Below are 24,598 nucleotides of genomic sequence, written 5' to 3' on the forward strand. Positions count from 1 at the left end.
CGCGGCTGTGAGCCGCAATGGGCGACGCCACAGCATAGCAGCTTGCCGGCGCGGACTCAGCGTTCCGCGTCCGACCGGCGCAGCCAGGCATCCAGCTCGGCCAGGCGCGCCGGGGTGCCGACATCGACCCAGTGACCATGATGATGGCAGCCCGCGACACGCCCGGCATCCATGGCCTCGCGCAGCAGCGGGGCGAGCTTGAAGGCGCCGGGAGGCCGGCCGGCGACCAGCGCCGGGTCGATCAAGGCGATGCCGGCATAGGTCAGGCGCGGCTCGCCGGTTGCGTGCACGCGGCCGGCGGCGTCGAGGTGGAAGTCGCCGGCGGCGCGATGCGCGGGGTTGTCGATGAGGACCAGGCGCGCCAGGTCGTCGCCCAGCGGCGCCAGCCAGGCGCTTGCCAGCGCGCACCAGACGTCGCCGTTGACCAGCAGGAAGGGCGCTTCGCCGAGCAGCGCCAGCGCCTGGCGGATGCCGCCGCCGGTTTCCAGCGGCTCGGCCTCGTGGCTGAAGCGGATCGTCAGGCCGTAATCGCGACCGTCGCCCAACGCCTCGACGAGCTGCGTGGCGCGGTAGCTGACGTTGATCACCGCCTCGTCGATGCCCAGCGCCGCAAGGCGCTCGAGATGATGGCCGATCAGCGGCTTGCCGGCGACCTCGAGCAGCGGCTTGGGACACTGATCGGTCAGCGGGCGCATGCGCGTGCCTCGCCCGGCGGCGAGGATCATCGCCTTCATGGCGCGACTCCTCGTGCCTGCAACCCCCGGCGTGCCAGCTCACGGTGCAGCGCCGGAGCGAAATCGCTGTCCAGCCAGGCGCTCAATTCGCCGAAGGCCGGCCAGGGGGCCAGGCTGTCGCGCAGGTGGGCGAGAAACAGCGGCAGGCGTTGGAGATAGCCCGGCTTGGCGTCGCGCAGAGTCAACCGGCAGAAGATCCCCAGCACCTTGAGCGAGCGTTGCGCCGCCATCAGATCGGCGTGATAGCGGAACGTCGTGATACCGATGGTATCCGCTAGACGCCCGTCTTTGATCGCCTCGCGGCGGAATGCCTCGATGAACGCGGCATAGTCGGCCTCGGCGAAGCGCCGGTAGCGTCCGCGCAGCAGCGAAACCAGGTCGTAGCTGAGCGGCCCGTCGACGGCATCCTGGAAATCGATCAGCCACAATTGGCCGGCGTGGCGCATCAGGTTCATGGCGTCGAAGTCGCGATGCACGGCGACCCGTGGCTGGCTCAGTGCGCTCTCGATCAGCCGGGCGCGGGCGCTCGGCCAGCAGGGCGGCGGGGCGATGCCCAGCAGCCGCGCGAGGCACCAGTCGGGGTAAAGGTCGAGCTCGCGGCCAAGCAGCGCGGCGGCGTAGGTCGGCAGCCCCGTGCGCGGCGCGCGGCGTTGCAGCGTGGCCAGCAGTGCCAGCGCTTCGCGATAGGCGTCGTCGTCGCCCGCATCGTTGGCCAGGCCATCGTCGGTCAGGCATAAATGCAGCGGGGTATCGCCGAGATCCTCGAGCTCGAGAAAGCCGCTGTCGAAATCGGCGTGATGCAGTGCGGGCACCGGCAGGCCGGCCTCGCGCCAGGCCTTGGCGACGGCCACGAACGGCCGGCTGTCCTCCTTGTCGGGTGGCGCGTCCATGACGATCCGCGTGGGCGCGTCGCCCAGCCACAGCCGGTAATAGCGCCGGAAGCTGGCGTCGCCGGCGGCCAGCTCGATTCGCAGCCGTTCGCCATCCGCGGCATGGCGTGCGCCGGCCCAGCGGCGCAGGGCGGCGAGGCGGTCGGTTTGTCGCGCGTCGGCCATGCGGCCTCCTTGGTTGACGGGGTCGGTTCGCCACCGCATGCTGATCTCCTCCCAGCCTCTCGTTATCGATCCGGCGTTATCGATCCGGCCTCGCCGATCGGGCGCCCTGGCGTCGAAGGAGGACGTGCGGCACCGGGGCTGTATAATACCGATTCCAACCGCCAAGGACAGAGGATCCATGGGCAAGCGATTGTTGTGGACTGCCCTCGTCGGACTGGCCGCCAGCGGCGCTCACGCGGCCCCGCCGCAGACGCTGCCGGCCTCGCAGCTCGACTGGCAGCCGTGGGGCGACGATGCCCCGGCCGGTGCCGTGTGCCGGGGGCGCTATGTGATGCCCGAGTATCGCCTGGCGCCCGGCGACACGCCGCGCGAGGTGCGTTCGGCGTCCGATCAGGCCGAGTACGGCGATCAGGGCGCCACCCTCCTGCGCGGCGAGGTGCTGCTGCGCCGCGGCAGCAGTCAGCTTGCCGCGCCGCGGGTGCGCGTCAACGCGGCCCGCGACACGGCTTTCGCCGAGGGCCCGCTGACCCTGCGCGACCAGGGCCTGCTGGTGCGCGGCGGCGACGGCCAGCTGTCGCTCGACAGTGACGCCGCCCAGATCGACGATGCGCATTACGTCCTTCACGATCAGCGCCTGCGTGGCGACGCCATCCAGCTGGCGCGCCTCGAGGATGGCCGCTATCGGCTGCGCGAAGCCAGCTTCACCACCTGCGCCCCCGACAGCCAGCTGTGGCGGGTGGTCGGCAACGATGTGGTCATCGACCGCGAGGCCGGCTATGGCACCGCCAAGAATGCCCGGCTCGAGGTCGGTCGGGTGCCGGTATTCTACTGGCCGTGGCTACGCTTTCCCATCGACGACCGTCGTCAGTCGGGCTTTCTGTGGCCGATCCTCGGCGTGTCCGGCGACGGGCTCGACTACGCCCAGCCGTATTACTTCAACCTGGCGCCGAACTACGATGCCACGCTGACGCCGCGCTGGCTGAGCAACCACGGCCTGCTGCTGGGCGGCGAGTTTCGCTACCTGTTCGGCGAGGATCAGGGCCAGATCGAGGGCGCCTACCTGAGCAGCGATCGCGGCGGCGAGAGCGCCAACCCCAACGACGACGACGATGCCTTCGAGGGCGAAGATCGCTGGTACCTCGATTTTCGTCAGCAGGGACGTTTCGACCCCCGGCTGCGCTACAACCTGCGCTATGGCGCTGCCAGCGATGGCCGCTACTTCGATGACTTCGGCCGCACCTTCGCCGAGAGCGAGACCGATTACCTGGCGCGTTTCGCCGAGCTCGACTACAGCGGCCAGACCTGGCAGCTCGAAGCCAAGGCCCAGGGCTATCAGAAGCTCGATTACCCGCTCGCCGACCGCGACAAGCCGTTCTATCGGTTGCCCAGCCTGACCGCCAACGCCCGCTGGTCGCAGGACAGCGGCTTCTATCAACAGTGGCGCTCCAACGCCACCTACTTCTGGCGCGACATAGACGAAGCCAGCCTGCCCGATACCGAGCGTTATGACCGTGAGTCCGCCACAGGTGCGCGCGTGAATCTGGCGCCGGCTCTCGGCTGGCGTTACGACCCGAGCTGGGGCTATCTCGAGCCGCGCTTCGAACTGCTGTATACCCAGTACCAGCTCGACTACGGCAATCGCGACACCGACCGCGACGAGAGCCTGTCGCGCACCGTGCCGGTCAGCTCGGTGGACAGCGGGCTGGTCTTCGAGCGCGATCTCGCGCTGTTCGACGAGACCTGGCGTCAGACGCTGGAGCCGCGGCTGTATTACGCCTACGCCCCGGCGCGCGACCAGAGCGAGTTCCCCGACTTCGACACCAGCGAGCGGGCGTTTTCCTACGCCCAGCTGTGGACGCCGTATCGCTTTTCCGGCAGCGACCGGGTGGGTGACGTCAACAAGCTCTCCTATGGGCTGAGCACGCGCTTTTTCGAGGACGACAGCGGCCGCCAGCGGCTGTCGCTGGCGGTGGGGCAGAGCGCCTACCTCGACGACCGGGTAATCGGCATGGAGGGCGACCTGGCGCTGCCCGATCGCCAAGACAACTATCAGGCCTGGTACGACGCCACCCGCGACCGCTCGCCGATCGCCACCCAGCTCGACTGGCAGATCACCGATCGCTGGAGCACGCGCTACGAATGGCTCTACGACGAGCAACGCGAAGTCACCGAGCGTAGCGCGGCCTACCTGCGCTATCGGCATCCCGAGGGCTACGCGCTCAATCTCGGCTACCGCTGGGAACTCGAAGGCTTCGATCCCTCCGGCGACGCCGAGGATCGGCTGGGCTACGACCGCGAGGAGTTCGATGCCTCGTTCGCTTACCGGGTCGGCGCCAAGTTCGATCTGATCGGTCGCTACACCTACGACAACACCAACTCGCGCACGCTGGACACCCTGGCGGGCGTGCAATGGAACGATTGCTGCTTCGGCGTTCAAGTTGCCTGGCGCGAGTGGATCGAGGACAACGACACCGCCAACACCGTCGAGGACGATTACACCGATCGCGGGCTGTTTCTGCGCTTCGTTCTCAAGGGCCTGGGCGGCGTCGGTCAGGGAACCGACGAAATCTTCGCCGAGTCTATTCCCGGCTATCAACCGACCCCGTTCTGAAAGAAGAGGTTTTCATGCGCAGACGTCTGTTTGCATCGCTGAGCCTGGCGCTGATGCTGGCTTTCCCCGCCCTGGCACCGGCCGCCGAGCAACCGCTCGACCGTATCGTCGCCGTGGTCAACGACGACGCCATCATGGCCAGCGAATTGCGTGATCGGGTCGCTCAGGCCCGCAGCCAGTTGGCCAACCGCAACATCACCATGCCTTCCGATCAGACGCTTCGCCGGCAGGTGCTCGATCGCATGATCGTCGAGCAGATCCAGCTGCAGATGGCTGAGGAGGCCAACCTGACGGTCGACGACACCGAGCTCAACCGGGCGGTGCGTTCGGTGGCCGAGAACAACGGCATGAGCCTCGATCAATTCGCCAACACCCTTGAAAGCCAGGGGCTGTCGCTGGCCGCGGTGCGCGAGCAGATTCGCCGCGAGATGCTGATCCGCCAGCTCCAGCAGCGCCGCGTCGCCAGCCGGGTCAACGTCACCGACCAGGAGGTCGAGCGCTACCTGGCGCAGCAAAGCGGCGCCCGCAACGCGCGTTATCAACTCGGCCAGATCCTGGTCGCGTTGCCGCAGTCGCCCTCGCCGGACCAGGTGCGCAGCGCCCAGCAGCGCATCCAGGCCATCCAGCGCCAGCTCCAGAACGGTGCCGACTTCGCCAGCGTGGCGGCGGCCGAATCCGATGGGGCCAACGCCCTCGAGGGCGGCAACCTGGGCTGGCGCAGTGCTGCCGAGCTGCCCCCGACCTTCGTCGATGCGGTGAGCCAGCTCAGCGTCGGCGATGTCAGCGAGCCGTTGCGCAGCCCCAGAGGCATCCATCTGATCAAGCTGCTCGATCGTCAGGGCGGCGACCAGTCGCAGCAGGCGGTGGTCGAGGAGCAGAAGATCCGCCACATCCTGATCGAGACCAACCCCAACCGTGATGCCGAGCAGGCTCGCGCGCTGGCCGAGCGCACCCGTCAGCGTATCGTCGCCGGCGAGGACTTCGCCAGCGTCGCCCAGCAGGTCAGCGACGACCGCGGCAGCGCGCTCAACGGCGGCGACCTGGGCTGGGTGCGCCCCGGTCAGATGGTGCCAGCCTTCGAGGACGCCGCCGATCAGCTGGCGGAGGGCGAGATCAGCCAGCCGGTGCAGACCCGTTACGGTTATCATCTGATCCAGGTCGAGGATCGCCGCCAGCGCGATGTGAGCGGCGAGGCGCAGCGCAGCCGGATTCGCGACACGCTGTTCCAGCGCAAGGTCAACGAGGAACTGGAAGCCTGGACGCAGCAACTTCGCGCCGAAGCCTACGTCGACGAGCGGTTGAGCCCCTCCGGCGATGAATGAGCCGCTGCTCGCGCTGACCACCGGCGAGCCGGCCGGCATCGGCCCCGATCTGGCGCTGATGCGGGCGGTCGAAGACCCGTTCCCCGCCGGCCGGGCGCCGGTCAGGGTCGTCGCGATCGGCGATCCCGAGCTGCTTGCCGCGCGGGCGCGTCAGCTCGGCCTGGCGGTGGCGATCGAACCGCTCGAGGCGCAGGCCAGCGTCCCGGCGCCGCGCCGCGGCGTATTGCCGGTATGGCCGGTCGCGTTGCGCGCGCCGGTCACGCCCGGGGTGCTGGATCCCGCCAATGGCGACTACGTGCTTGAACTGCTCGACCGGGCGCTTGCCGCCTGTCGCAGCGGGCGGGCCCAGGCGATGGTCACCGCGCCGCTGCACAAGGGGGTGATCATCGAGGCCGGCCACGGCGGTTTCACCGGCCATACCGAATACCTGCGCGATGCCTGCGGCATCGACGCGGTGGTGATGATGCTGGCCACGCAACTGCCCGCGGCGATGGGGGGCCGGGCGTTGCGGATCGCGCTGGCGACGACCCACCTGCCGCTGCGCGCGGTGGCTGACGCCATTAGCGAATCTGGCCTGCGCCGGGTGCTGGTCATCCTCGATACCGACCTGCGCCGCCGCTTTGGCATCGCCAGGCCGCGTATCGCGGTGTGCGGCCTCAATCCGCACGCCGGCGAGGGCGGGCACCTGGGCCGCGAGGAGCTCGACATCATCATTCCCACCCTCGAACGGCTGCGTGGCGAGGGGCTCGACGTCGCGGGGCCGTGGCCCGCCGACACGCTGTTCACCCCGCATCGGCTTGCCGGCCTCGACGCGGTGCTGGCGATGTATCATGACCAGGGTTTGCCGGTGCTCAAGTTCGCCGGCTTCGGTCAGGCCGCCAACATCACCCTGGGGCTGCCGATCGTGCGCACCTCGGTGGATCACGGCACGGCGCTGGACCTGGCCGGTAGCGGGCGCATCGATACCGGCAGCCTGCGCGTGGCGCTGACGGTCGCCGCCGAGATGGCGCTGGCCGCGCCGGGCACCCGATAAGCACTGCAACCCAAGGAAATTCCTGTCGCATGTCTTCAGCTACCCGCGATCAGCGTCCCGAGCCGCCGCAACACCGGGCACGCAAGCGCTTCGGCCAGAACTTCCTGCGCGACCCGGGGGTGATCATGCGCATCGTGCGCAGCATCGCGCCGCGCCCCGGCGAGCGGCTGGTCGAGATCGGCCCGGGCCAGGGCGCGCTGACCGAACCGTTGATCGAGGCCGCCGACGGCGTGCTGGAGGTGGTCGAGCTCGATCGCGACTTGATTCCCGGGCTGCGTGTGCAATTTTTCAATTATCCGGACTTGGTGATTCACGAAGGCGATGCACTGGCTCTCGATTTCGCCGCGCTGAAGGGCGACGGCGCGGCGCTGCGGGTGGTCGGCAACCTGCCGTACAATATCTCCACGCCGCTGATCTTCCATCTGCTCGGTGCCCGCGAAGCGATCGCCGACATGCATTTCATGCTGCAGAAGGAGGTCGTCGAGCGCCTCGCCGCCGAGCCGGGCGGCGCCGACTGGGGGCGGCTGTCGGTGATGGCCCAGTATTACTGCCGTATCGATGCGCTGTTCACGGTGCCGCCCGAGGCGTTCGTGCCGCGGCCCAAGGTCGACTCGGCGATCGTCCGGCTGGTGCCGCATGCCGAACTGCCGTCGCCGGCCATCGACGAGGCGCTGTTCGCCGATGTCGTGCGCCAGGCTTTCGCCCAGCGCCGCAAGACGCTGCGCAACAATCTCAAGACGCGGCTGTCCGGCGAGGCGCTCGCGGCGCTGGGCATCGATCCGGTGCGGCGTCCGCAGACCCTGAGCGTGGCCGAACTGGTTGCCATCGCCAATCACCTGGCCGGAGAATCGCCTTGATCGACGAACTGAGCGAGGCCATCCGCGTCGATGTCGAACCCAACTATCGGGTCGAGGAATCGTCGCCGGCCGAACAGCGTTACGTATTCAGCTATACCATCACCGTGCACAACCACTCGCCGCAGGCGGTACAGCTGCTGGCTCGCTACTGGAAGATCACCCAGGGCAGCGGCAAGGTCCAGGAGGTGCGCGGCAAGGGCGTGGTCGGCAAGCAGCCGCTGATCGGCCCCGGCCAGACCTTCCGCTATACCAGCCGTGCGGTGCTGGATGGCCCGGTCGGCGTGATGGAGGGCACCTATACCTGCGTCGAGAGCGCGGCGCAGCGTCCGTTCGAGGTCGCTATCGCGCCGTTCCGCCTGGCCGGGCCCAACCAGGTGCACTGACGCCGCCGCATCGAGTCATTCATTGTTACCCGCGCCAAGCAGGAGGCCCATGACTACCTACGCCCTCGGAGATCTGCAGGGTTGCCACGCCGAATTCGTGGCGCTGTTAGAGCGTCTGGCGTTCGATCCGCGCCGCGACCGGCTGTGGCTCGCCGGCGACCTGGTCAATCGCGGCCCGGGCTCGCTGGCCTGCCTGCGCGAGGTCAAGGCGCTGGGCGATGCCGCGCGTGTGGTGCTGGGCAATCACGACCTGCACTTGCTCGGCGTGGCGCGCGGCGGCGGCTCCCTGAAGCGCTCCGATACGCTCGCGGCGATCCTCGACGCCCCCGACCGCGAGGCGCTGCTCGACTGGCTGCAGCATCAGCCGCTGCTGGTCGACGACGGCAGCGCCAGTCCGGCGCGAACGCTGATGGTGCACGCCGGGCTGTTGCCGCAGTGGTCGCTGGATGGGGCCCGGGCGTTGGCCGGCGAGGTCGAGAGCTGCCTGGCCGGCGAGCAGGCCGGGGCGTTTTTCGAGCGGATGTACGGCAATTCGCCGGCGCGCTGGGACGATACGCTCGAGGGCATCGAGCGGCTGCGAGCGATCGTCAACGTGTTCACCCGGATGCGTTTCATCGCCGCCGACGGCACCCTCGACTTCGCCGCCAAGGAGGGCCTTGATAGCGCCCCCCAAGGCTTCGAGCCGTGGTTTCGTTACCCGCGCGAGGACGATCCGCGAGTGCTGTTCGGCCACTGGGCGGCGCTCGAAGGCCACACCCCCGGCGCGGCGTTGCGTGCCGAAGCGCTGGACACCGGCTGCGTATGGGGCAATAGCCTGACCGCGCTGGATCTCGACAGCGGCCGGCGGATCAGCGAGCCCTGCCGTCCGCGCGAATGAATTGAATTGACAATAACGCCATCGCCGGCGCGCCATTCATTACCCGCTGCCCAGGGAGGGCGCATGAGCCAGAGCACTTTCGAACATCTCGATCACGTCACCCTCGAAGGATGGCTGGATAACGGTCAACCGCTGACGCTGGTGGATATCCGCGACCCGCTGAGCTTCTCCCGCGGGCACATTCCCGGTAGTTGCCATGTCGACAACGCCACGGTCGGCGATCTGGTCGATCAGGCCCCCGGCGATCAGCCCATGGTGGTGGTCTGTTATCACGGTCATTCCAGCCAGCAGGCTGCCGAGTGGCTCATCGGCCAGGGGTTCACGCGAGTCTACAGCCTGGACGGCGGCTTCGTCGGCTGGGAAGCCAACCACCCGCACCGCGTCGAGCGATGAACGCCGATCGTCATACCGCCGGGTTGAACGTGTATCGGGTGGGCGGCGCGGTGCGCGATGCGCGGCTGGGCTGGCCGGTGGTCGATCAGGACTGGGTGGTGGTCGGGACCACCCCCGAGGCCATGCTCGAGCGCGGCTTCAAGCCGGTGGGGCGCGATTTCCCGGTGTTCCTGCATCCCGAGAGCCATGAGGAGTACGCCCTGGCGCGCACCGAGCGCAAGGCCGGGCATGGTTATACCGGGTTCGTCGTCCATGCCAGCCCCGCGGTGACCCTCGAGGAGGATCTCGAGCGGCGCGATCTGACCATCAACGCCATGGCCGAGGCCCCCGATGGCACGCTGGTCGACCCCTTCCACGGCCAGCGCGACCTCGAGGCGCGGCGGCTGCGCCACGTCTCGCCGGCCTTCGTCGAGGACCCCCTGCGGGTACTGCGCACCGCGCGGTTCCTGGCACGCTACCGCGGCCTGGGCTTCGCCGTCGCCGACGAGACGCAGGCGCTCATGCGCCGGCTGGCCGAGAGCGGCGAACTCGACCACCTGATCGCCGAGCGCATCTGGGTCGAAACCGAGAAAGCGCTCGGCGAACCGCAGCCGCAGGCCTATTTCGGCTGTCTCGACGACTGCGCGGCGCTGCCGGTGCTGATGCCCGAACTGACCGCCGATGAAGCGGCCCTCAACGACGCCCTGGCACGCCTGAGCGCGGTGCCCGATGCGGCGTGCTGGACAGCGGCGCCGTGGACATTGACCCAGTGGCGCTGGGCGCGGCTGATCGAACACCTCGGCGAGACCGCCCGCGAAGCGCTTAACGTGCGGCTCAAAGTGCCCAACGCCTACCGCGAGCTGGCCCGCCAGGTGGCGCTGAGCCGCGCGCTCTGGCTTGACGAGGCATGGCTGGCCGACGCGCCGCTCGCCGCGGCGCGCACGCTTGCCTGGCTCAACGCCATCGACGGCTGGCGGCGCAGCGAGCGGGTGCCGGCTTTGCTGGCGCTGATCGAGTATGAATGCCCGGCATTGGCCGCACGCCTGGCGCGCGGCTGGCGCGCGGGGGCGCGGATCGAACCGCGAGGCTTGCTCGACGAGGGCTTGCGCGGTGGCGAGCTGGGCGCCGAGCTGGCCCGGCGCCGCCAGGCGGCGATCGCCGAGGCGCTGGGCTGAGCGCGGTTGCTGCCCTCAATCGGCCTGCGAGATCACCGTTCCCCGCCAGGCGAAGTCCACCGGCCACAGGCGTTGCGTGCCCGGTACGAAGGCTGCCCACAGATCGGCATAGCGTTTCTTGTCGCGCGGATGGCGGTCGTCGGGCAAGAGCTCGGCGAGCGGCTGAAGAACGAAGGCACTGGTGGTGATCTCGTCGCGTGGCAGGTCGACGCCGTCGATGCAGCCGGTCAGCTCGCCGACCGTGAGCAGGTCGATGTCGAGCCGCCGCGGGCTGAACTTGGGGCTGTCGGCGCGACGCCCGTGGGCGTACTCGAGACGCTTGCACCAGGCCTGCAGCTCGCCTACCGAGGCGTGGCTGTCGAAGGCGGCGACCAGGTTGTAGAAGTTGCGACCGTCCTTGAAGCCCACCGGCTCGCTTTCGAAGACCCGCGAAATGCGCAATGCCGCGAAGTCGGCAGCGAGCGCGTCGAGACAACGCCGCACGTGATGCTCGCGCTCGATGTTGCTGCCGATGCTGACCACCACCTGGGTCATGTGAGCTGCCCGCGCTCGATGCGCACGCCGACCGTGCTGGCCTCGGCGACCGCGCCCGGCTTGCGCACGCTCAAGCGCAGCCAGGCGATGGCGAACTCCTCGCGCAGCAACGCGGCGAGACGCTCGGCGAAGGTCTCCACCAGCTGGAAAGCGCTGTGGGCGGCGAAGTCGCCGATGCACGCGCTGATCGCGGCGTAATCCAGCGTATGTGCCAGGTCATCGTCGGCCGCGGCGGGGCGGATGTCGGTGGCCAGCTCCAAATCGAGCACCAGCCGCTGGCGAATGCTGCGCTCCCAGGCGTAGACGCCGATCACCGTCTCCACGGCCAGGCCTTCGATCAACACGCGATCCACGGTCAAAAAGTCCTTCGCTGGTAGTCGGGCTTCGATTGTACGCCAGCAAAGTGGCAGAATCCCGGGATTGCCGCGAGCGATTTTACGGAAGCCGCCATGCCCCTCATCGATGTCGTCGAACTCGTCATGCTGGTCGTGCTCGGCTACCTGTGCGGCGGTCTGCTGGGGGCGGTCTGGGTATGCCGCCTGGCGGGGGTGGCCGATCCGCGCTGGCGGGGTTCGCGCAACCCCGGTTTCTCCAACGTGCTGCGCCTCTACGGCCCGCGCCTGGCGTTGGTGACCTTGAGCGTCGACGCCACCAAGGGCATGCCGGTGCTTTGGCTGGCCCGCGCCGGCGAGCTGCCGCCCTGGGCCCAGGGCATGGTCGGGCTCGGCGTGCTGCTGGGTCACAGTTATCCGCTCTGGTATCGCCTGCAGGGCGGCCGGGCGGTGGCCAGCGCCTTTGGCGTGCTGCTGGTGCTGACGCCCTACGTGGCGCTGGCGTGCGCACTGTGCTGGGTGCTGCTCGCCTGGCGGGTGCGCACCGCCGCCGTGGCCTCGCTGGGTGCGGCGCTATTGGCGCCGTTGGCGAGCGTGTGGCTGGCTCGCGAGTACGTGGAGGTGGTGATCGTCTTCGCCCTGTTGGTGCTGGTGCGCCACGTCTGGCATATCCGGCGCCTCGGCCGTAGCTCCGATCCGGGTGGCGGCATGCACTGAGCCCTCGTGGGAGGGACTTCAGTCCCGATGGCCTGGCTGAGTCCACCCCTCGCGAACAAGTTCACTCCCACAAATACCTGCCTGTAGCTGGCCTTGTCGAAGCCTGCCTTGGGGGAGCTGGCTCTCGTGGGAGGGAATTTATTCCCGATGGCGGTGGCGCGGCAGCCCGGGTGTCTCACCCCTCGCGAACAAGTTCGCTCCCACGCTTTTGATCGATTGCTTCGTCCGCCGTTACTGCGCAAGAGTGACGGCAGGTGGCGCTGGGCGGTGGAACATAAAGAGCGCGATCATCGCGCCGGGCTTTTCACGCCGTGATGGTGGGTGGCGTCAAGTCGGCCAACGGCCAGCGCGGTACGGCGCGCATGGCGGTGCCGTCGCGTTCGCCGGCGAGCAGGCGCTGGGCACCGACATACGCGATCATCGCGCCGTTGTCGGTGCAGAAGCGTCCGCGGGGGTAATAGGTGCGCGCACGCCGCTTGCCGACCTCGATGGCCAGGCGCTCGCGCAGCCGCCGGTTGGCGCTCACCCCGCCGGCCACCACCAGCCGCTTCAGGCCGGTCTGGTCGAGCGCGCGCCGGCACTTGATCACCAGTGTGTCGACCACCGCTTCCTCGAAGGCGCGGGCGATGTCGGCGCGTCCCCGGTCGTCGAGTTCGCCGGCATCGCGCAATGCATTGACGCTGGTCAGGGTGTGGGTCTTGAGCCCCGAGAAGCTGAAGTCGAGCCCCGGTCGGTCGGTCATCGGCCGCGGAAAGCGGAAGCGCGCCGGGTCGCCCGCCTCGGCGAGCTTGGCGACCTGCGGGCCGCCGGGATAGGGCAGGCCGAGCATCTTGGCGGCCTTGTCGAAGGCTTCGCCGGCAGCATCGTCGACCGACTCGCCGAGCAAGCGATACTCGCCCAGGCCGCGCACTTCGACCAGCTGGGTATGGCCGCCGGAAACCAGCAGCGCGACGAACGGGAAGGCGGGGGCTTCGTCCTCGAGCATCGGCGCGAGCAGGTGGCCTTCCATGTGGTGCACGCCGAGCACCGGTATGCCCAGCGCTAGGGCCAGGCCGTGGGCGGTGCTGGCGCCGACCATCAGTGCGCCGACCAGCCCCGGGCCGGCGGTGTAGGCGATGCCATCGAGGTCGCCGCGCCCCAGGCCGGCGTCGTCGAGTACCTGCTGGATCAACGGCAGCAGCTTGCGAGTGTGATCCCGCGAGGCCAGTTCGGGGACCACGCCGCCGAAATCGGCATGCATGGCGACCTGGCTGTAGAGGGCATCGGCCAGCAGGCCGCGTTCGGTGTCGTAAAGGGCGACGCCGGTCTCGTCGCAGGAGGTCTCGATCCCCAGTATGCGCATGGTGTGGCTCGTCGCTGGCGGCAGGAAAGCGGCCATTCTACCGGCTTTGCCGCGTCGGCGGCAGGGGCGCTGGCGCGCGATGCGCAATGTTTGCAAAGCTCGTGGGCAGCGACTAGAATACCCGACTCTGCAAGACTGGGTCGTGCGCCCAATACCCGAACTGAACGTCTTTCCCGATCGCCGGATGGTTCGTTTCCCTGTGAACGGCGGGATGCGACGATCGGATCGAGCGCACGTTCAAAATCGAACTCATGATTTCAAGGTAGGTGAGTGCTTAATGCCTTCTGTCAAAGTACGTGATAACGAGCCGTTCGACGTCGCCCTGCGTCGCTTCAAGCGGTCCTGCGAAAAAGCCGGCGTGCTCTCCGAAGTGCGTCGTCGCGAGAGCTACGAAAAGCCGACCGCAGTACGCAAGCGCAAGGCAGCGGCGGCCGTGAAGCGTCACGCCAAGAAGTTGCAGCGTGAGCGCAAGCGTTTCGAACGGCTGTACTGATACGTACTGGAGGCGGACATCGTCTGCCTCAGAGGGACGCCAAGCGGCCGCCATCCGGTGGCCGTTTGCTTTTTGTGTCCGGCGCCTCAGAGGGCATCGCCCTCGCTCCGGACAGCTCATCCCGTCAGCTTTCACATAGAGCCCTCGCATGGCCGGTCAGATCCCTCAGCGTTTCATCGATGACTTGCTCGCTCGTGCCGATGTGGTCGAGGTTGTCGGCGAACGGGTGACGCTCAAGAAGGCCGGCCGCAACTATGCGGGACTGTGTCCGTTTCATCAGGAGAAGTCGCCGTCGTTCACCGTCAGTCAGGACAAGCAGTTCTATCACTGCTTCGGCTGCGGAGCCCACGGCAATGCGCTGCGCTTTCTGATGGAGCACGACAACCTGCGTTTCCCCGAGGCGGTCGAGCAGCTCGCCGCGCGCCAGGGGCTGGAGGTGCCGCGCGAGGGCGCCGACGACCCGCATGCCAAGGCGCGCGAGAAGAAGCGCCAGGAAGGCGTCAACCTGCTCGAGCTGTCGGCGAGTTTCTTTCGCGAACGTCTGGCGATGAGCGAGGGCCGGGCGGCGCGGGACTATCTCGACGATCGCGGGTTGTCGCCCGAGGTGGTACGCGACTTCGCGATCGGCTACGCCCCCGACAACTGGGAGGCGCTCAAGCGTCATCTGAGCGAGCGCGGGGTCAGCGAAGCGGTGCAGGTGGAGTACGGGCTGCTGGTAAGCCGCGAGGACTCCGGGCGCAGCTACGATCGCTTTCGCGACCGGGTGATGTTCCCGATCCGCGACTGGAAGGGCCGCACCCTCGGCTTCGGCGGCCGGGTGCTGGGCGACGCCAAGCCCAAGTATCTCAATTCGCCCGAGACCCCGGTGTTTCACAAGGGGCGCGAACTCTACGGCTTGTTCGAGGCGCGCCAGGCCAATCGCCAGCTCGAGCGGCTGGTGATCGTCGAGGGCTACATGGACGTCGTGGCGCTGGCCCAGTTCGGCATTCGCAACGCCGTGGCGACGCTCGGTACCTCGACCAGCGAAGAGCACCTGCAGCGGCTGTTCCGGCTGGTCGGCGAGGTGGTGTTCTGCTTCGACGGCGACAACGCCGGCCGGCAGGCGGCGCGCCGGGCGCTGGACAACGTGCTGCCGCAGATGATCGACGGCCGCCAGGCGCGCTTTTTGTTTCTGCCCGAGGGCGAGGATCCGGACAGCCTGGTGCGGCGCGAGGGCCCCGAGGCGTTCAACGACCGCATCACCTGTGCCAGCCCGCTGTCGGAATTTCTCTTCGAGCAGGCGGCGCAGGGGCGCGACCTGCAAAAGATCGAGGACCGGGAACGCTTCGCCAGCGGCGTGCTCAAAGCCTTGAGACGTCTGCCCGAGGGCGTGCTCAAGTCATTGTTGCTGGGCGAGCTGGCGACGCGCACCGGGATCGATTCGTCGCGCTTCGCGGCGCTGCTCGAGTCCGGCGGCAAAAGCGAGGCGCAGGCGCCCGAGGGGGCGGAGCCGTCCGCCAGGGGCGCGCCGGGCGAGGCCGAGCGGGGCATCACGGCATCGGCTTCGACGCGCAATGGCTCGCTCGGATTGATGGCGCGCACGCTTCAGTTGCTGGTGCACGAACCGACGCTGGTCGAGCGGTTGCCTGCAGAACTCGACTGGTGTGCCGATAATGACAGTGACGGCTCGCTGTGTCGCGAGGTCATCCGGCTGTTGCGGGCCGGGCGCTATCGCAGCCCGCAGGTACTGCTGGCGCACTTTCACGGTACCGCCGAGGGTCAGCGGCTCCAGGCGCTGGCGCGCCGCGAATTGTTGATACCGCGTGCGGCCAGGGCCGCCGAGCTCGATGGGCTGATAGAGCACTTTCGCCGCCAAAGTTCGGCCGCGGCGCCGGAGACGGAGATCAACGAGCTGCTCGCCAGGCAGCGCAGCGGCAAACGGCTATCGAGCGAGGAGCGTCAACGGCTTATGGCGCTGTTTCAGATCGCCAAGCGCTAAGGGCTTCTCCAGATCGCCAGGCGCTAAGGGCTTCTCCAGATCGCCAGGCGTTGATCGCTCGGAGTCCGGTTTCATTCGGGCGCTAGCGGGGCGGGATTGAAATAACGCGAGGCGCCCTTATCTACAGGGCTAAGTAGAGAGCGTAACCCGATAAACTAACACACCTGAATTGCGGCGCAAATAGATCGAACTGGCGGATGAGTGATTTGATCCGCTATACTTGCGGGCTAACTTGGATTTTCACCGCCTATCGTTCAGGTGCTTCATTCTTCTTCGTCGATATAGGGTATCTATGGCTGGAAATGCGCAGCAGTCACGTCTGAAGGAGTTGATCGCGCGCGGCAAGGAACAGGGCTTCCTGACCTATGCCGAGGTCAACGACCACCTTCCCGAGGATATCGCCGACCCGGATCAAGTGGAAGACATCATCGGCATGATCAACGACATGGGCATCAATGTCGTTGAGGAGGCGCCCGATGAAGACGCGCTGATGATGTCCGATCATTCGACCGACGAATCGGCCGCCGAAGAAGCGGTCGCCGCGCTGGCGGCGGTGGAGAGCGATGTCGGTCGGACCACGGACCCGGTGCGCATGTACATGCGCGAGATGGGTACCGTCGGGCTGTTGACTCGCGAAGGCGAGATCGAGATCGCCAAGCGCATCGAGGAAGGCACCCGCGAGGTGATGTCCGCGCTGGCCTACCTGCCCGGTGCGGTGGAGTCGATCCTCGAAGCCTACGATGCGACCCAGGACGAAGAGCAGCCCGGACGTCTGTCCGACCTGTTCTCCGGTTTCATCGATCCCGACGAGGGGATTCCCGGGGTCGCCGAGGCGGAAGTGCCCGAGGAAGTGCCCGGCGGCGGCGATGGCGAGAGTGATGGCGACGACGAGGATGGCGACGCCGAGGAAGAAGAGAGCAGCGGTGGTCCCGATCCCGAAGAGGCGCGCGCGCGCTTCGAGCAGATCCGCGAGCAGAACGCGGCCGCCAAGGCGGCGCTGGCCAAGTATGGCCCGGGTGCCGCCGAAACGCTTGCCGAGCAGTCGCGCCTTGCCGAGCTGTTCTCGCCGATCAAGCTGGTACCCAAGCATTTCGAGCGTCTGGTCAACCAGGTACGGATCAGCGTCGAGCAGGTCCGCGATCAGGAGAAGATGATTCTTCAGGTTTGCGTCAAGAAAGCCAAGGTGCCGCGCAAGACCTTCATCAAGAACTTTCCGGGCAACGAGTCCAACAGCCAGTGGCTGGATGAATTCCTGGCCAGCAATCCCAGGTATGCCGACAAGCTGCAGGCGTTTCGTGGCGACATCCAGCGCGCCCAGCGCAAGATCGGTTTCGAGGAAGAGCTGATCCAGTTGCCGGTGGGTGAGATCAAGGAGGTCAATCGTCGGCTGTCGATCGGCGAGGCCAAGGCGCGTCGCGCCAAGAAGGAAATGGTCGAGGCCAACCTGCGTCTGGTTATCTCGATCGCCAAGAAGTATACCAATCGCGGCCTGCAGTTCCTCGACCTGATCCAGGAAGGTAACATCGGCCTGATGAAGGCGGTCGACAAGTTCGAATATCGGCGCGGCTACAAGTTCTCGACCTACGCCACCTGGTGGATCCGTCAGGCGATCACCCGTTCGATCGCCGACCAGGCGCGGACCATCCGCATTCCGGTGCACATGATCGAGACCATCAACAAGCTCAATCGCGTGTCGCGGCAGATGCTGCAGGAAATGGGGCGCGAGCCGACCCCCGAGGAGCTCGGCGAGCGTCTCGAGATGCCCGAGGACAAGGTCCGCAAGGTGCTCAAGATCGCCAAGGAGCCGATCTCCATGGAGACGCCGATCGGCGACGACGACGACTCGCATCTCGGCGACTTCATCGAGGACGGCACCATGTTGCTGCCGATCGACATGGCCACCGGCGAGGGCCTGATCGAAGCCACGCGCAACGTGCTGGGCGGCCTGACGGCGCGCGAAGCCAAGGTGTTGCGCATGCGCTTCGGCATCGACATGAACACCGACCACACCCTCGAGGAGGTCGGCAAGCAGTTCGACGTCACCCGCGAGCGGATTCGCCAGATCGAGGCCAAGGCGCTGCGCAAGTTGCGCCACCCCAGCCGCTCGGAGCCGCTGCGCTCGTTTCTCGACGAGTAGCTCGGTTGCTCACAACGCAAAAAAGCCCGCGAGCTTGGCTCGCGGGCTTTTTTGTGGCGCATCCATGGGCGGCTGCGTATTGGCTGGCTCAGACTGACTGACGACCTGCTTCCTCGACCAGCCAGTCGTGGACCGCGCGTATGCGACGATCGTCCAGCGCGCCAGGAGCGTGCACGATGCCATAGCGCTTGTCGGTGGCCACGCGTTGCGCGAACGGGGCCACCAGTTGCCCGGTCTTGAGCTCGTTGGTGATCAGCGTGCGGCGGGCGATGGCGACTCCCATGCCGTCGATGGCGGCTTCCATGGTCAGCTGGTTGCGATTGAAGGTGTAGCCGCGGCGCACGTTGACGTGACCGGCCTCGATCGCCTTGAGGTAATGCTCCCATTCGGCATAGTCGTGGCTGCCGCGCCAGGCCGTGATGTCGTGCAGCAGCGGATAGTAGGCCAGGTCGTCGGGTCGCGAGAGCGGCGGACGGCCGCGCATCAGCGCGGGCGCGCAGACCGGAAAGATCATCTCGTCCATCAGCGGGGTGATCGCAAGCCCGGGGTAGTGGCCGTCGTTGAGATCGATCGCCAGGTCGAAATCGCCGTCGCGCAGCGACAGGCTGCTGTCCTCGGCGGCAATGTGCAGTTCGATGTCGGGAAAGCGTGCCTGCAGCCTCGGCAGGCGCGGCATCAGCCATTTGGCCAGAAAGGAGGGCACCGCGCGCAGTCGCAGGATGCCGCTCATCAGCCCCGAGCGCAGCCGATGAACCTCGAGACCCACCGCCTGGTAGGCGTCGTCGACCACGCCGGCCAGGCGCCGGCCTTCGTCGGTGAGTTCCAGGCGGCGTGGCAGGCGGCGAAACAGCTTGAAGCCCAGCCGTTCCTCGAGCTGCTTGATCTGCTGGCTGACCGCGCCGGTGGTGACATGCAACTCCTCGGCGGCACGGGTGAACGACAGATGCCGCGCGCTGACCGCGAAGACCTTCAGCCAGGCGTGGGTCTGGGCATTGAGTGTTCGGCTCATGGTTTAGCTATTCTAAAAGATAGGCAAATTATTCTCGCTTGTACCTCATATACTCCCAGTTCAGGCTAGCGTCAAACCCGCCGGGCCAATCTTGGCTTTAGCGATATTGATCTTAAGCCTGTCATAGACAGGGGGAGGCAACGTGGCCATCAGCGTGTTCGACCTGTTCAAGATCGGCATCGGCCCCTCGAGTTCGCATACCGTCGGGCCGATGCGCGCCGCCAATGATTTTGTCGAGAGCCTGCGCGGCGCGGACCTGCTGGAGCGTGTTGCGCGCATCGAGGTGCAACTGTATGGATCGCTGTCGGCCACCGGCATCGGTCATGGCACCGACCGTGCGGTGATCATGGGGTTGATGGGCGAACGTCCCGAGCATATCGATCCAGCGATCATCTCGCCCTGTATCGAGGAGCTGCTCGAGGCGCAGGCCCTGCTGCTCGACGGTCGCCTGGCGACACCCTTCGTCTGGGCGCGCGACATGCAACTCTACGAGCACAGCTTGCCGCACCATCCCAATGCCATGCGGCTGATCGCCCACGGCCATGCCGGTGAGCTGTATCGAAACACCTACTACTCGGTGGGCGGCGGCTTCGTCATCGACGAGCGTCAGGCCCAGGCCGGCGAATTGGATAGCGACACGACCCGCTTGCCCTACGACTTCGATTCGGCCGCCGAACTGTTGGCGTTGTGCCGCCTTCACGGGTTGCGCATCAGCGAGCTGATGCTCGCCAACGAGCAGGCGTGGCGCGACGAGCAGACGATTCGCGACGGGCTGTGGCGAATCTGGGAAGCGATGCGCGCCTGCGTCGATCAGGGCTTTGACAAGGAGGGGATGCTGCCCGGCGGGCTCAACGTCAGACGCCGCGCCAAGCGACTGCATCAGCGGCTGATCGCCGTCGAGGACAGTCCCAGTCTGATCGCCTCGACGTTCTCGGCGATGGACTGGGTCAATGTCTTCGCCCTGGCGGTCAACGAGGAAAACGCCGCCGGCGGGCGCATGGTCACCGCGCCCACCAACGGCGCGGCGGGCATCATTCCCGCGGTGTTGCACTACTACATGAAGTTCCAGCCCGACGCCTGCGAGCGTGACGTGGTCGATTTCCTGCTTACCGCGGGGGCGGTGGGCATCCTGTGCAAGAAGAACGCCTCGATCTCGGGCGCCGAGGTCGGCTGTCAGGGCGAGGTCGGCTCGGCCTGCGCGATGGCCGCGGCGGGTCTCGCCGAACTCATGGGCGGCTCGCCCGAGCAGGTCGAGAACGCCGCGGAGATCGGCCTCGAGCACAACCTGGGCTTGACCTGCGACCCGATCGGCGGGCTGGTTCAGGTGCCCTGTATCGAGCGCAACGCGATCGCCTCGGTCAAGGCGATCAATGCCGCGCAGATGGCGCTGCGCGGTGACGGCGAGCACTTCGTTTCGCTCGACAAGGCGATCCGCACCATGCGCGATACCGGCGCCGACATGCAGGACAAGTACAAGGAAACTTCGCGGGGCGGATTGGCGGTCAATGCCATCGAATGCTGATGGTCCCGCGTAGCGACTGCGAAGCCGCCTCAGTCAGGCTGTGCTGAAACGCACCGGCACGGATCGCCCATGAATTCGCCCCGCTCAGGCGGGGCGATCTCGTTGAGCCATCCGTCAAGCGCGGCGGGCTAGTCCCGCAGGCGCTGCAGCACCAGGCAGGCGTTGGTGCCGCCGAAGCCGAAGCTGTTGGACAGCACCCGCTCGAGCGTCACGTCGTCGCGACGTTGAGTGACGATATCGAAGCCTTCGGCCTGATCGTCGAGGGTCTCGACATTGGCTGAGGCGGCCACGAAACCGTGCTCCATCATCAAAAGCGAATAGATCGTTTCCTGAACGCCGGTCGCGCCCAGCGAGTGGCCGGTCAGCGACTTGGTCGAGCTCATCGCCGGGGTGCGATCGCCGAATACCTCGCGGACCGCCTTGAGTTCGGCGACGTCGCCGACCGGCGTCGATGTGCCGTGGGTATTGATGTAGTCGATGCTGCCGTCGACCGTGGCCATGGCCTGGCGCATGCAGCGCGCCGCGCCTTCGCCGGAGGGCGCGACCATGTCGTAGCCGTCGGAGGTCGCGCCGTAGCCGACCACTTCGGCGTAGATCCTGGCGCCGCGCGCCCTGGCGTGCTCGAGCTCCTCGAGCACCACGATGCCGCCACCGCCGGCGATGACGAAGCCATCACGGCCCTTGTCGTAGGGCCGCGAGGCCTGCTCGGGGCGGTCATTGTAGCCGGTGGTCAGCGCGCCCATGGCGTCGAACAGGCACGATAGCGTCCAGTGCTCCTCTTCGCCGCCGCCGGCGAACACCACGTCCTGCTTGCCGAGCTGGATCTGCTCGACGGCATTGCCGATGCAGTGGGCGGAGGTCGCGCAGGCCGAGGAGATCGAATAATTGACCCCCTTGATCTGGAACGGCGTGGCCAGGCACGCCGACACGGTGCTGCCCATGGTGCGCGTGACCCGATAAGGGCCGACGCGGCGCAGGCCCTTTTCGCGCAACACGTCGGCGGCCTCGACCTGATTGGCGCTCGAGGCGCCGCCGGAGCCGGCGATCAGCCCGGTACGCTCGTTGGACACCTGCTCGGGGGTCAGCCCAGCGTCCTCGATGGCCTGGGCCATCGATACATAGGCGTAGGCGGCCGCGTCGCCCATGAAACGGCGCAGCTTGCGGTCGACCAGCGCATCCAGGTCGATGTCGACCACGCCGGCGACATGGCTGCGGAATCCGCGTTCGGCGTAGTCGTCCTTGAAGCGAATGCCGGAGCGGCCGCTTCTAAGGGCATCCAAAACCTGATGTTGGTCATTGCCGAGGCAGGAAACGATGCCCAGGCCGGTGACTACCACTCGTTTCATGGAAGCCTCCTGATCAGAAATTCGCGGTGGAGGTGAACAAGCCGACACGCAGGTCATTGGCCTGGTAGATGTCGCGACCGTCGACCGAGACGGTGCCGTCGGCGATGCCCAGGATCAACCGCCGGGTAATGATCCGCTTGAGGTTGATCCGGTAGGTGACCTTGTCGGCATCCGGCATGATCTGTCCCGAGAACTTGACCTCGCCGCAGCCCAGCGCGCGTCCGCGGCCCGGATGGCCCAGCCAGCCGAGGTAGAAGCCGACCAGCTGCCACATGGCATCCAGGCCAAGGCAGCCAGGCATCACCGGGTCGCCCCGAAAGTGGCAGTCGAAGAACCACAGGTCGGGGTGAATATCCAGTTCGGCGATCAACTCGCCCTTGTCGTACTCACCGCCGGCCTCGTGAATCTGCGTGATGCGATCGAGCATCAGCATGTTGGGAGCCGGTAGCTGGGCGTTGCCCGGGCCGAACAGTTCGCCGCGGCTGCACGCCAGCAGTTCTTCGTAGCTGAAAGAGTGTTGCTTGGTCACTGAGTCATTCCGAGAATCCGAGTTGTTGTGCCACGCACTCGGCGCAGACGGGGCTAGTTTACTGGCACCGCGAGGTGAATGCACGCCGGCCCCAAGGCTAGCGGGGGTGATGGCGTCGCGCAATGCCGACATTAGTGGCCTAGCAGCCTGTCGGACTTAACGCTGATCTGCTGCGAAACCCGGGCTTTCAGCCAATTTCATTCGCTCTGATTCGTTAAATAGCGCGCTATTCGCCTCATCAGATCGATCAACTTGTCTCGAAATCCGCTTTTCTCGCGACGATCGGTCAAATCCGACAGACTGCTAGCAGCTTGCGCCAGACTTGACGCGCGGGGCATGATGCCAGTATTTGTCGCGCGAATCCCACCTTCAAGACGAGCAGCCATGTGGCCCACCTTCACCCTTAATCGCCCGCTGACCTGGATGGGCCTGGCCGCCTTGGCGGCGATGAGCTGGCTGCCGCTGGTGTCGCTGCGCATGGCCGCGCTGGCCATGGTGATGGTGGCCCTGTTCGATGGCTGGCGCCAGGTCAAGCGCGAGCATCGTCGCCGTCAGCTCAGCGAAGAGGCGCTCAAGCTGTCCGGCGATGGAGTGATCATTACCGACCGGCACAACCGCATCATCAGCGTGAACCCGGCCTTCACCCAGATTACCGGCTACACCCGCGAGGAAGTGCTGGGGCTGGATGCCTCGACGCTGTCGTCCGGGCGCCACGACAAGGCCTTCTATGAACGCTACTGGCAGACCCTGGATGCCATCGGGCGCTGGGAAGGCGAAATCTGGAATCAGCGCAAGCATGGCGATCAGTACCCCGAATGGCTGCGGGTCCAGGCGTGCACCGGCGACAAGGGCCGGATCAGCCACTACGTCGGCCTGTTCACCGACATATCCCGGCACAAGGCGCGCGAACAGGACCTGCGGCGGATCGGCTTCGAGGACCCGTTGACCGGGTTGCCCAATCGCCGCCGGCTGCACGACCTGCTGACCTCGCGCCTTCACCGGCTGCGTGCCGGCGAGGGGCTGGACATGGCGCTGATCGACATCGACGGCTTCAAGGCGATCAACGACGGCCTGGGCGTCGATAGCGGCGATCGCCTGCTGGCGCGCTTCGGCCAGCGGCTGGCGGCCTTCGTCGCCGGTGGCGTCGTCGGCCGGCTGGGCGGCGACGAGTTCATGGTGATTCGTACCACCACCTTCGACGATCACGAAAAGTGGGTCGCCGGGCTGCGCGAGCATCTCAGCGAGCCGTTCGAGATCGACAACAGCTCGCTGCGCCTGGGCCTGACCATCGGCAGTTGCCGGGCGCCCGACGACGGCAACGATTCAGGGGTGCTATTCCAGCGCCTGGAGTCGGCGCTGTACTCGGCCAAGCGCCACGGCCGCAATCACGATCGGCGCTTTCGGCCCTCGCTGGAAGTCGCCGGCGACCGCCAGCTGGCGATGGTCAACGATCTGCGCCGTGCCCTGGCCCAGGGCGATCAACTGGAACTCTATTACCAGACCCAGCACCGTCTGAAAGACGGCGACATGGTCGGGCTGGAAGCGCTGTTGCGCTGGCGCCATCCCGAGCTGGGCATGGTCTCGCCGGGGGACTTCATTCCACTGGCCGAACGTCACGGTCTGATGACCGCGCTCGGCAACTGGGTCATCGAGCGGGCCGTCGCCCAACTGGCCAGTTGGTACGCCGGCGGCATGCCGCGGGTGCCGATCTGGGTCAATATCTCGGCGCTGCAGTTGATCCAGGGCGATCTCGAGGCGCGGCTTGCCACGGCACTGGCCCGGCACCGCATGCCGGCGCGCATGCTCGGCCTGGAGCTTACCGAATCGGTGCTGCTCGACGAGCGCGCGGGGGATATCTCGCCGCGCCTCGAGGCGCTGCGCGCCAAGGGCCACCCGATCGCCATCGACGACTTCGGTACCGGCTATTCCTCGATGGCCTACCTGAAACGCCTGCCGATCGACAAGCTCAAGCTCGATCGTGCCTTCATCCGGGCGTTGCCCGAGGATGTCGCCGATGCCGCCATCGTGTCTGCGGTGCTGGCGATGGCCGAAGGGCTGGGCCTCGAAGTGGTCGCCGAGGGCGTGGAGACCCAGGCCCAGCGCGATTTCCTGGTCGCCCACGGCTGCCCGATCACCCAGGGCTTCCTGTTCGCCCGGCCGGAGCCGGCCGAGGCCATCGAGGCGCGCTATCTGAAGGCCGCGTCGAGTGCTGCGCTCAAGTCCTCGTCGACGACCTGAGC

The 24,598-nt window shown here is 67.0% G+C and carries 23 protein-coding genes; 14 read left to right on the forward strand and 9 right to left on the reverse strand.

Going from position 1 to position 24,598, the window contains the following annotated elements; genetic code table 11:
* Positions 1–56 precede the first annotated feature (56 nt).
* Together murU and HALZIN_RS0100980 are read right to left on the reverse strand one after the other, a co-directional pair.
* Positions 57–734 (reverse strand): N-acetylmuramate alpha-1-phosphate uridylyltransferase MurU, encoded by a 678-nt coding sequence (murU, locus tag HALZIN_RS0100975; RefSeq protein WP_031382393.1) that lies wholly within the window; start codon positions 732–734, stop codon positions 57–59.
* Positions 731–1,789 (reverse strand): aminoglycoside phosphotransferase family protein, encoded by a 1,059-nt coding sequence (locus HALZIN_RS0100980; RefSeq protein ID WP_031382394.1) that lies wholly within the window; start codon positions 1,787–1,789, stop codon positions 731–733. Before HALZIN_RS0100980 ends, murU begins: the two co-directional genes overlap by 4 nt.
* Before the next feature lie 178 nt (positions 1,790–1,967).
* Between HALZIN_RS0100980 and HALZIN_RS0100985 the strand changes: the two genes are divergently transcribed.
* The 8 genes from HALZIN_RS0100985 to HALZIN_RS0101020 all read left to right on the forward strand — a co-directional run bounded on the left by HALZIN_RS0100985 (position 1,968) and on the right by HALZIN_RS0101020 (position 10,419).
* Positions 1,968–4,400 (forward strand): LPS-assembly protein LptD, encoded by a 2,433-nt coding sequence (locus tag HALZIN_RS0100985; protein WP_031382395.1) that lies wholly within the window; start codon positions 1,968–1,970, stop codon positions 4,398–4,400.
* A 14-nt stretch (positions 4,401–4,414) separates the two neighbouring features.
* A complete protein-coding gene (locus tag HALZIN_RS0100990) occupies positions 4,415–5,722 on the forward strand; it encodes a peptidylprolyl isomerase (RefSeq protein ID WP_031382396.1) in 1,308 nt (435 codons plus the stop codon).
* Positions 5,715–6,755 carry a 4-hydroxythreonine-4-phosphate dehydrogenase PdxA gene (gene pdxA, locus HALZIN_RS0100995; RefSeq protein WP_031382397.1) on the forward strand — a complete coding sequence of 347 codons (1,041 nt, stop codon included), beginning with the start codon at positions 5,715–5,717 and terminating at the stop codon, positions 6,753–6,755. The genes HALZIN_RS0100990 and pdxA overlap by 8 nt, the downstream gene beginning before the upstream one ends.
* A gap of 29 nt (positions 6,756–6,784) precedes the next feature.
* Entirely contained in the window at positions 6,785–7,612 is an 828-nt protein-coding gene (rsmA, locus tag HALZIN_RS0101000) for a 16S rRNA (adenine(1518)-N(6)/adenine(1519)-N(6))-dimethyltransferase RsmA (protein ID WP_031382398.1), read from the forward strand.
* Positions 7,612–7,995, forward strand: coding sequence for a Co2+/Mg2+ efflux protein ApaG (apaG, locus tag HALZIN_RS0101005; protein ID WP_031382399.1), 384 nt, complete (start codon positions 7,612–7,614; stop codon positions 7,993–7,995). Before rsmA ends, apaG begins: the two co-directional genes overlap by 1 nt.
* A 49-nt stretch (positions 7,996–8,044) precedes the next feature.
* Positions 8,045–8,872 (forward strand): symmetrical bis(5'-nucleosyl)-tetraphosphatase, encoded by an 828-nt coding sequence (locus tag HALZIN_RS0101010; protein WP_031382400.1) that lies wholly within the window; start codon positions 8,045–8,047, stop codon positions 8,870–8,872.
* Between the two features lie 63 nt (positions 8,873–8,935).
* Positions 8,936–9,265, forward strand: a complete 330-nt coding sequence (gene glpE / locus HALZIN_RS0101015; RefSeq protein ID WP_031382401.1) for a thiosulfate sulfurtransferase GlpE — start codon at positions 8,936–8,938, stop codon at positions 9,263–9,265.
* Entirely contained in the window at positions 9,262–10,419 is a 1,158-nt protein-coding gene (locus HALZIN_RS0101020) for a tRNA nucleotidyltransferase/poly(A) polymerase-related protein (RefSeq protein ID WP_031382402.1), read from the forward strand. The genes glpE and HALZIN_RS0101020 overlap by 4 nt, the downstream gene beginning before the upstream one ends.
* A 15-nt stretch (positions 10,420–10,434) precedes the next feature.
* Here HALZIN_RS0101020 and folK read toward each other — a convergent pair whose 3' ends face one another.
* Both folK and folB read right to left on the reverse strand, forming a co-directional pair.
* Entirely contained in the window at positions 10,435–10,953 is a 519-nt protein-coding gene (folK, locus tag HALZIN_RS0101025; RefSeq protein WP_031382403.1) for a 2-amino-4-hydroxy-6-hydroxymethyldihydropteridine diphosphokinase, read from the reverse strand.
* Positions 10,950–11,306, reverse strand: a complete 357-nt coding sequence (gene folB / locus HALZIN_RS0101030) for a dihydroneopterin aldolase (protein WP_031382404.1) — start codon at positions 11,304–11,306, stop codon at positions 10,950–10,952. Before folB ends, folK begins: the two co-directional genes overlap by 4 nt.
* Before the next feature lie 96 nt (positions 11,307–11,402).
* Between folB and HALZIN_RS0101035 the strand changes: the two genes are divergently transcribed.
* Positions 11,403–12,002: a glycerol-3-phosphate acyltransferase gene (locus tag HALZIN_RS0101035; protein WP_031382405.1), complete on the forward strand. Its 600-nt coding sequence runs from the start codon at positions 11,403–11,405 to the stop codon at positions 12,000–12,002.
* A 304-nt stretch (positions 12,003–12,306) separates the two neighbouring features.
* On the opposite strand, the gene tsaD is transcribed toward HALZIN_RS0101035, so the two are convergent.
* Positions 12,307–13,344, reverse strand: coding sequence for a tRNA (adenosine(37)-N6)-threonylcarbamoyltransferase complex transferase subunit TsaD (tsaD, locus tag HALZIN_RS0101040; protein ID WP_031382406.1), 1,038 nt, complete (start codon positions 13,342–13,344; stop codon positions 12,307–12,309).
* Between the two features lie 277 nt (positions 13,345–13,621).
* Between tsaD and rpsU the strand changes: the two genes are divergently transcribed.
* The 3 genes from rpsU (at position 13,622) to rpoD (ending at position 17,952) form a co-directional block, all read left to right on the forward strand.
* Positions 13,622–13,837 carry a 30S ribosomal protein S21 gene (rpsU, locus tag HALZIN_RS0101045; RefSeq protein WP_031382407.1) on the forward strand — a complete coding sequence of 72 codons (216 nt, stop codon included), beginning with the start codon at positions 13,622–13,624 and terminating at the stop codon, positions 13,835–13,837.
* A gap of 148 nt (positions 13,838–13,985) precedes the next feature.
* Positions 13,986–15,815, forward strand: coding sequence for a DNA primase (gene dnaG, locus HALZIN_RS0101050; RefSeq protein ID WP_031382408.1), 1,830 nt, complete (start codon positions 13,986–13,988; stop codon positions 15,813–15,815).
* Positions 15,816–16,107: 292 nt separating this feature from the next.
* Positions 16,108–17,952: an RNA polymerase sigma factor RpoD gene (rpoD, locus tag HALZIN_RS0101055; protein WP_031382409.1), complete on the forward strand. Its 1,845-nt coding sequence runs from the start codon at positions 16,108–16,110 to the stop codon at positions 17,950–17,952.
* Positions 17,953–18,040: 88 nt separating this feature from the next.
* Here rpoD and HALZIN_RS0101060 read toward each other — a convergent pair whose 3' ends face one another.
* On the reverse strand, positions 18,041–18,961 hold the full coding sequence (locus tag HALZIN_RS0101060; protein WP_031382410.1) for a LysR substrate-binding domain-containing protein: 921 nt from the start codon (positions 18,959–18,961) through the stop codon (positions 18,041–18,043).
* Positions 18,962–19,103: 142 nt separating this feature from the next.
* Between HALZIN_RS0101060 and HALZIN_RS0101065 the strand changes: the two genes are divergently transcribed.
* Positions 19,104–20,483 (forward strand): L-serine ammonia-lyase, encoded by a 1,380-nt coding sequence (locus HALZIN_RS0101065; protein ID WP_031382411.1) that lies wholly within the window; start codon positions 19,104–19,106, stop codon positions 20,481–20,483.
* 128 nt (positions 20,484–20,611) lie between these two features.
* Here the strand turns inward: HALZIN_RS0101065 and fabB are convergent, their stop codons facing one another.
* The 3 genes from fabB to HALZIN_RS17750 form a co-directional block, all read right to left on the reverse strand.
* Positions 20,612–21,829 (reverse strand): beta-ketoacyl-ACP synthase I, encoded by a 1,218-nt coding sequence (gene fabB / locus HALZIN_RS0101070; protein ID WP_031382412.1) that lies wholly within the window; start codon positions 21,827–21,829, stop codon positions 20,612–20,614.
* A 13-nt stretch (positions 21,830–21,842) separates the two neighbouring features.
* The gene (gene fabA / locus HALZIN_RS0101075) at positions 21,843–22,358 is read right to left on the reverse strand and encodes a 3-hydroxyacyl-[acyl-carrier-protein] dehydratase FabA (protein WP_031382413.1); all 516 of its coding nucleotides are present in this window, start codon (positions 22,356–22,358) and stop codon (positions 21,843–21,845) included.
* A 197-nt stretch (positions 22,359–22,555) separates the two neighbouring features.
* Positions 22,556–22,744, reverse strand: coding sequence for a hypothetical protein (locus HALZIN_RS17750; protein WP_150113065.1), 189 nt, complete (start codon positions 22,742–22,744; stop codon positions 22,556–22,558).
* Between HALZIN_RS17750 and HALZIN_RS0101080 the strand changes: the two genes are divergently transcribed.
* Entirely contained in the window at positions 22,743–24,596 is a 1,854-nt protein-coding gene (locus tag HALZIN_RS0101080; protein ID WP_031382414.1) for a putative bifunctional diguanylate cyclase/phosphodiesterase, read from the forward strand. The genes HALZIN_RS17750 and HALZIN_RS0101080 overlap by 2 nt on opposite strands.
* The last annotated feature ends 2 nt before the right edge of the window (positions 24,597–24,598 follow it).

The organism is Halomonas zincidurans B6 (assembly GCF_000731955.1).
Taxonomy (GTDB): domain Bacteria; phylum Pseudomonadota; class Gammaproteobacteria; order Pseudomonadales; family Halomonadaceae; genus Modicisalibacter; species Modicisalibacter zincidurans.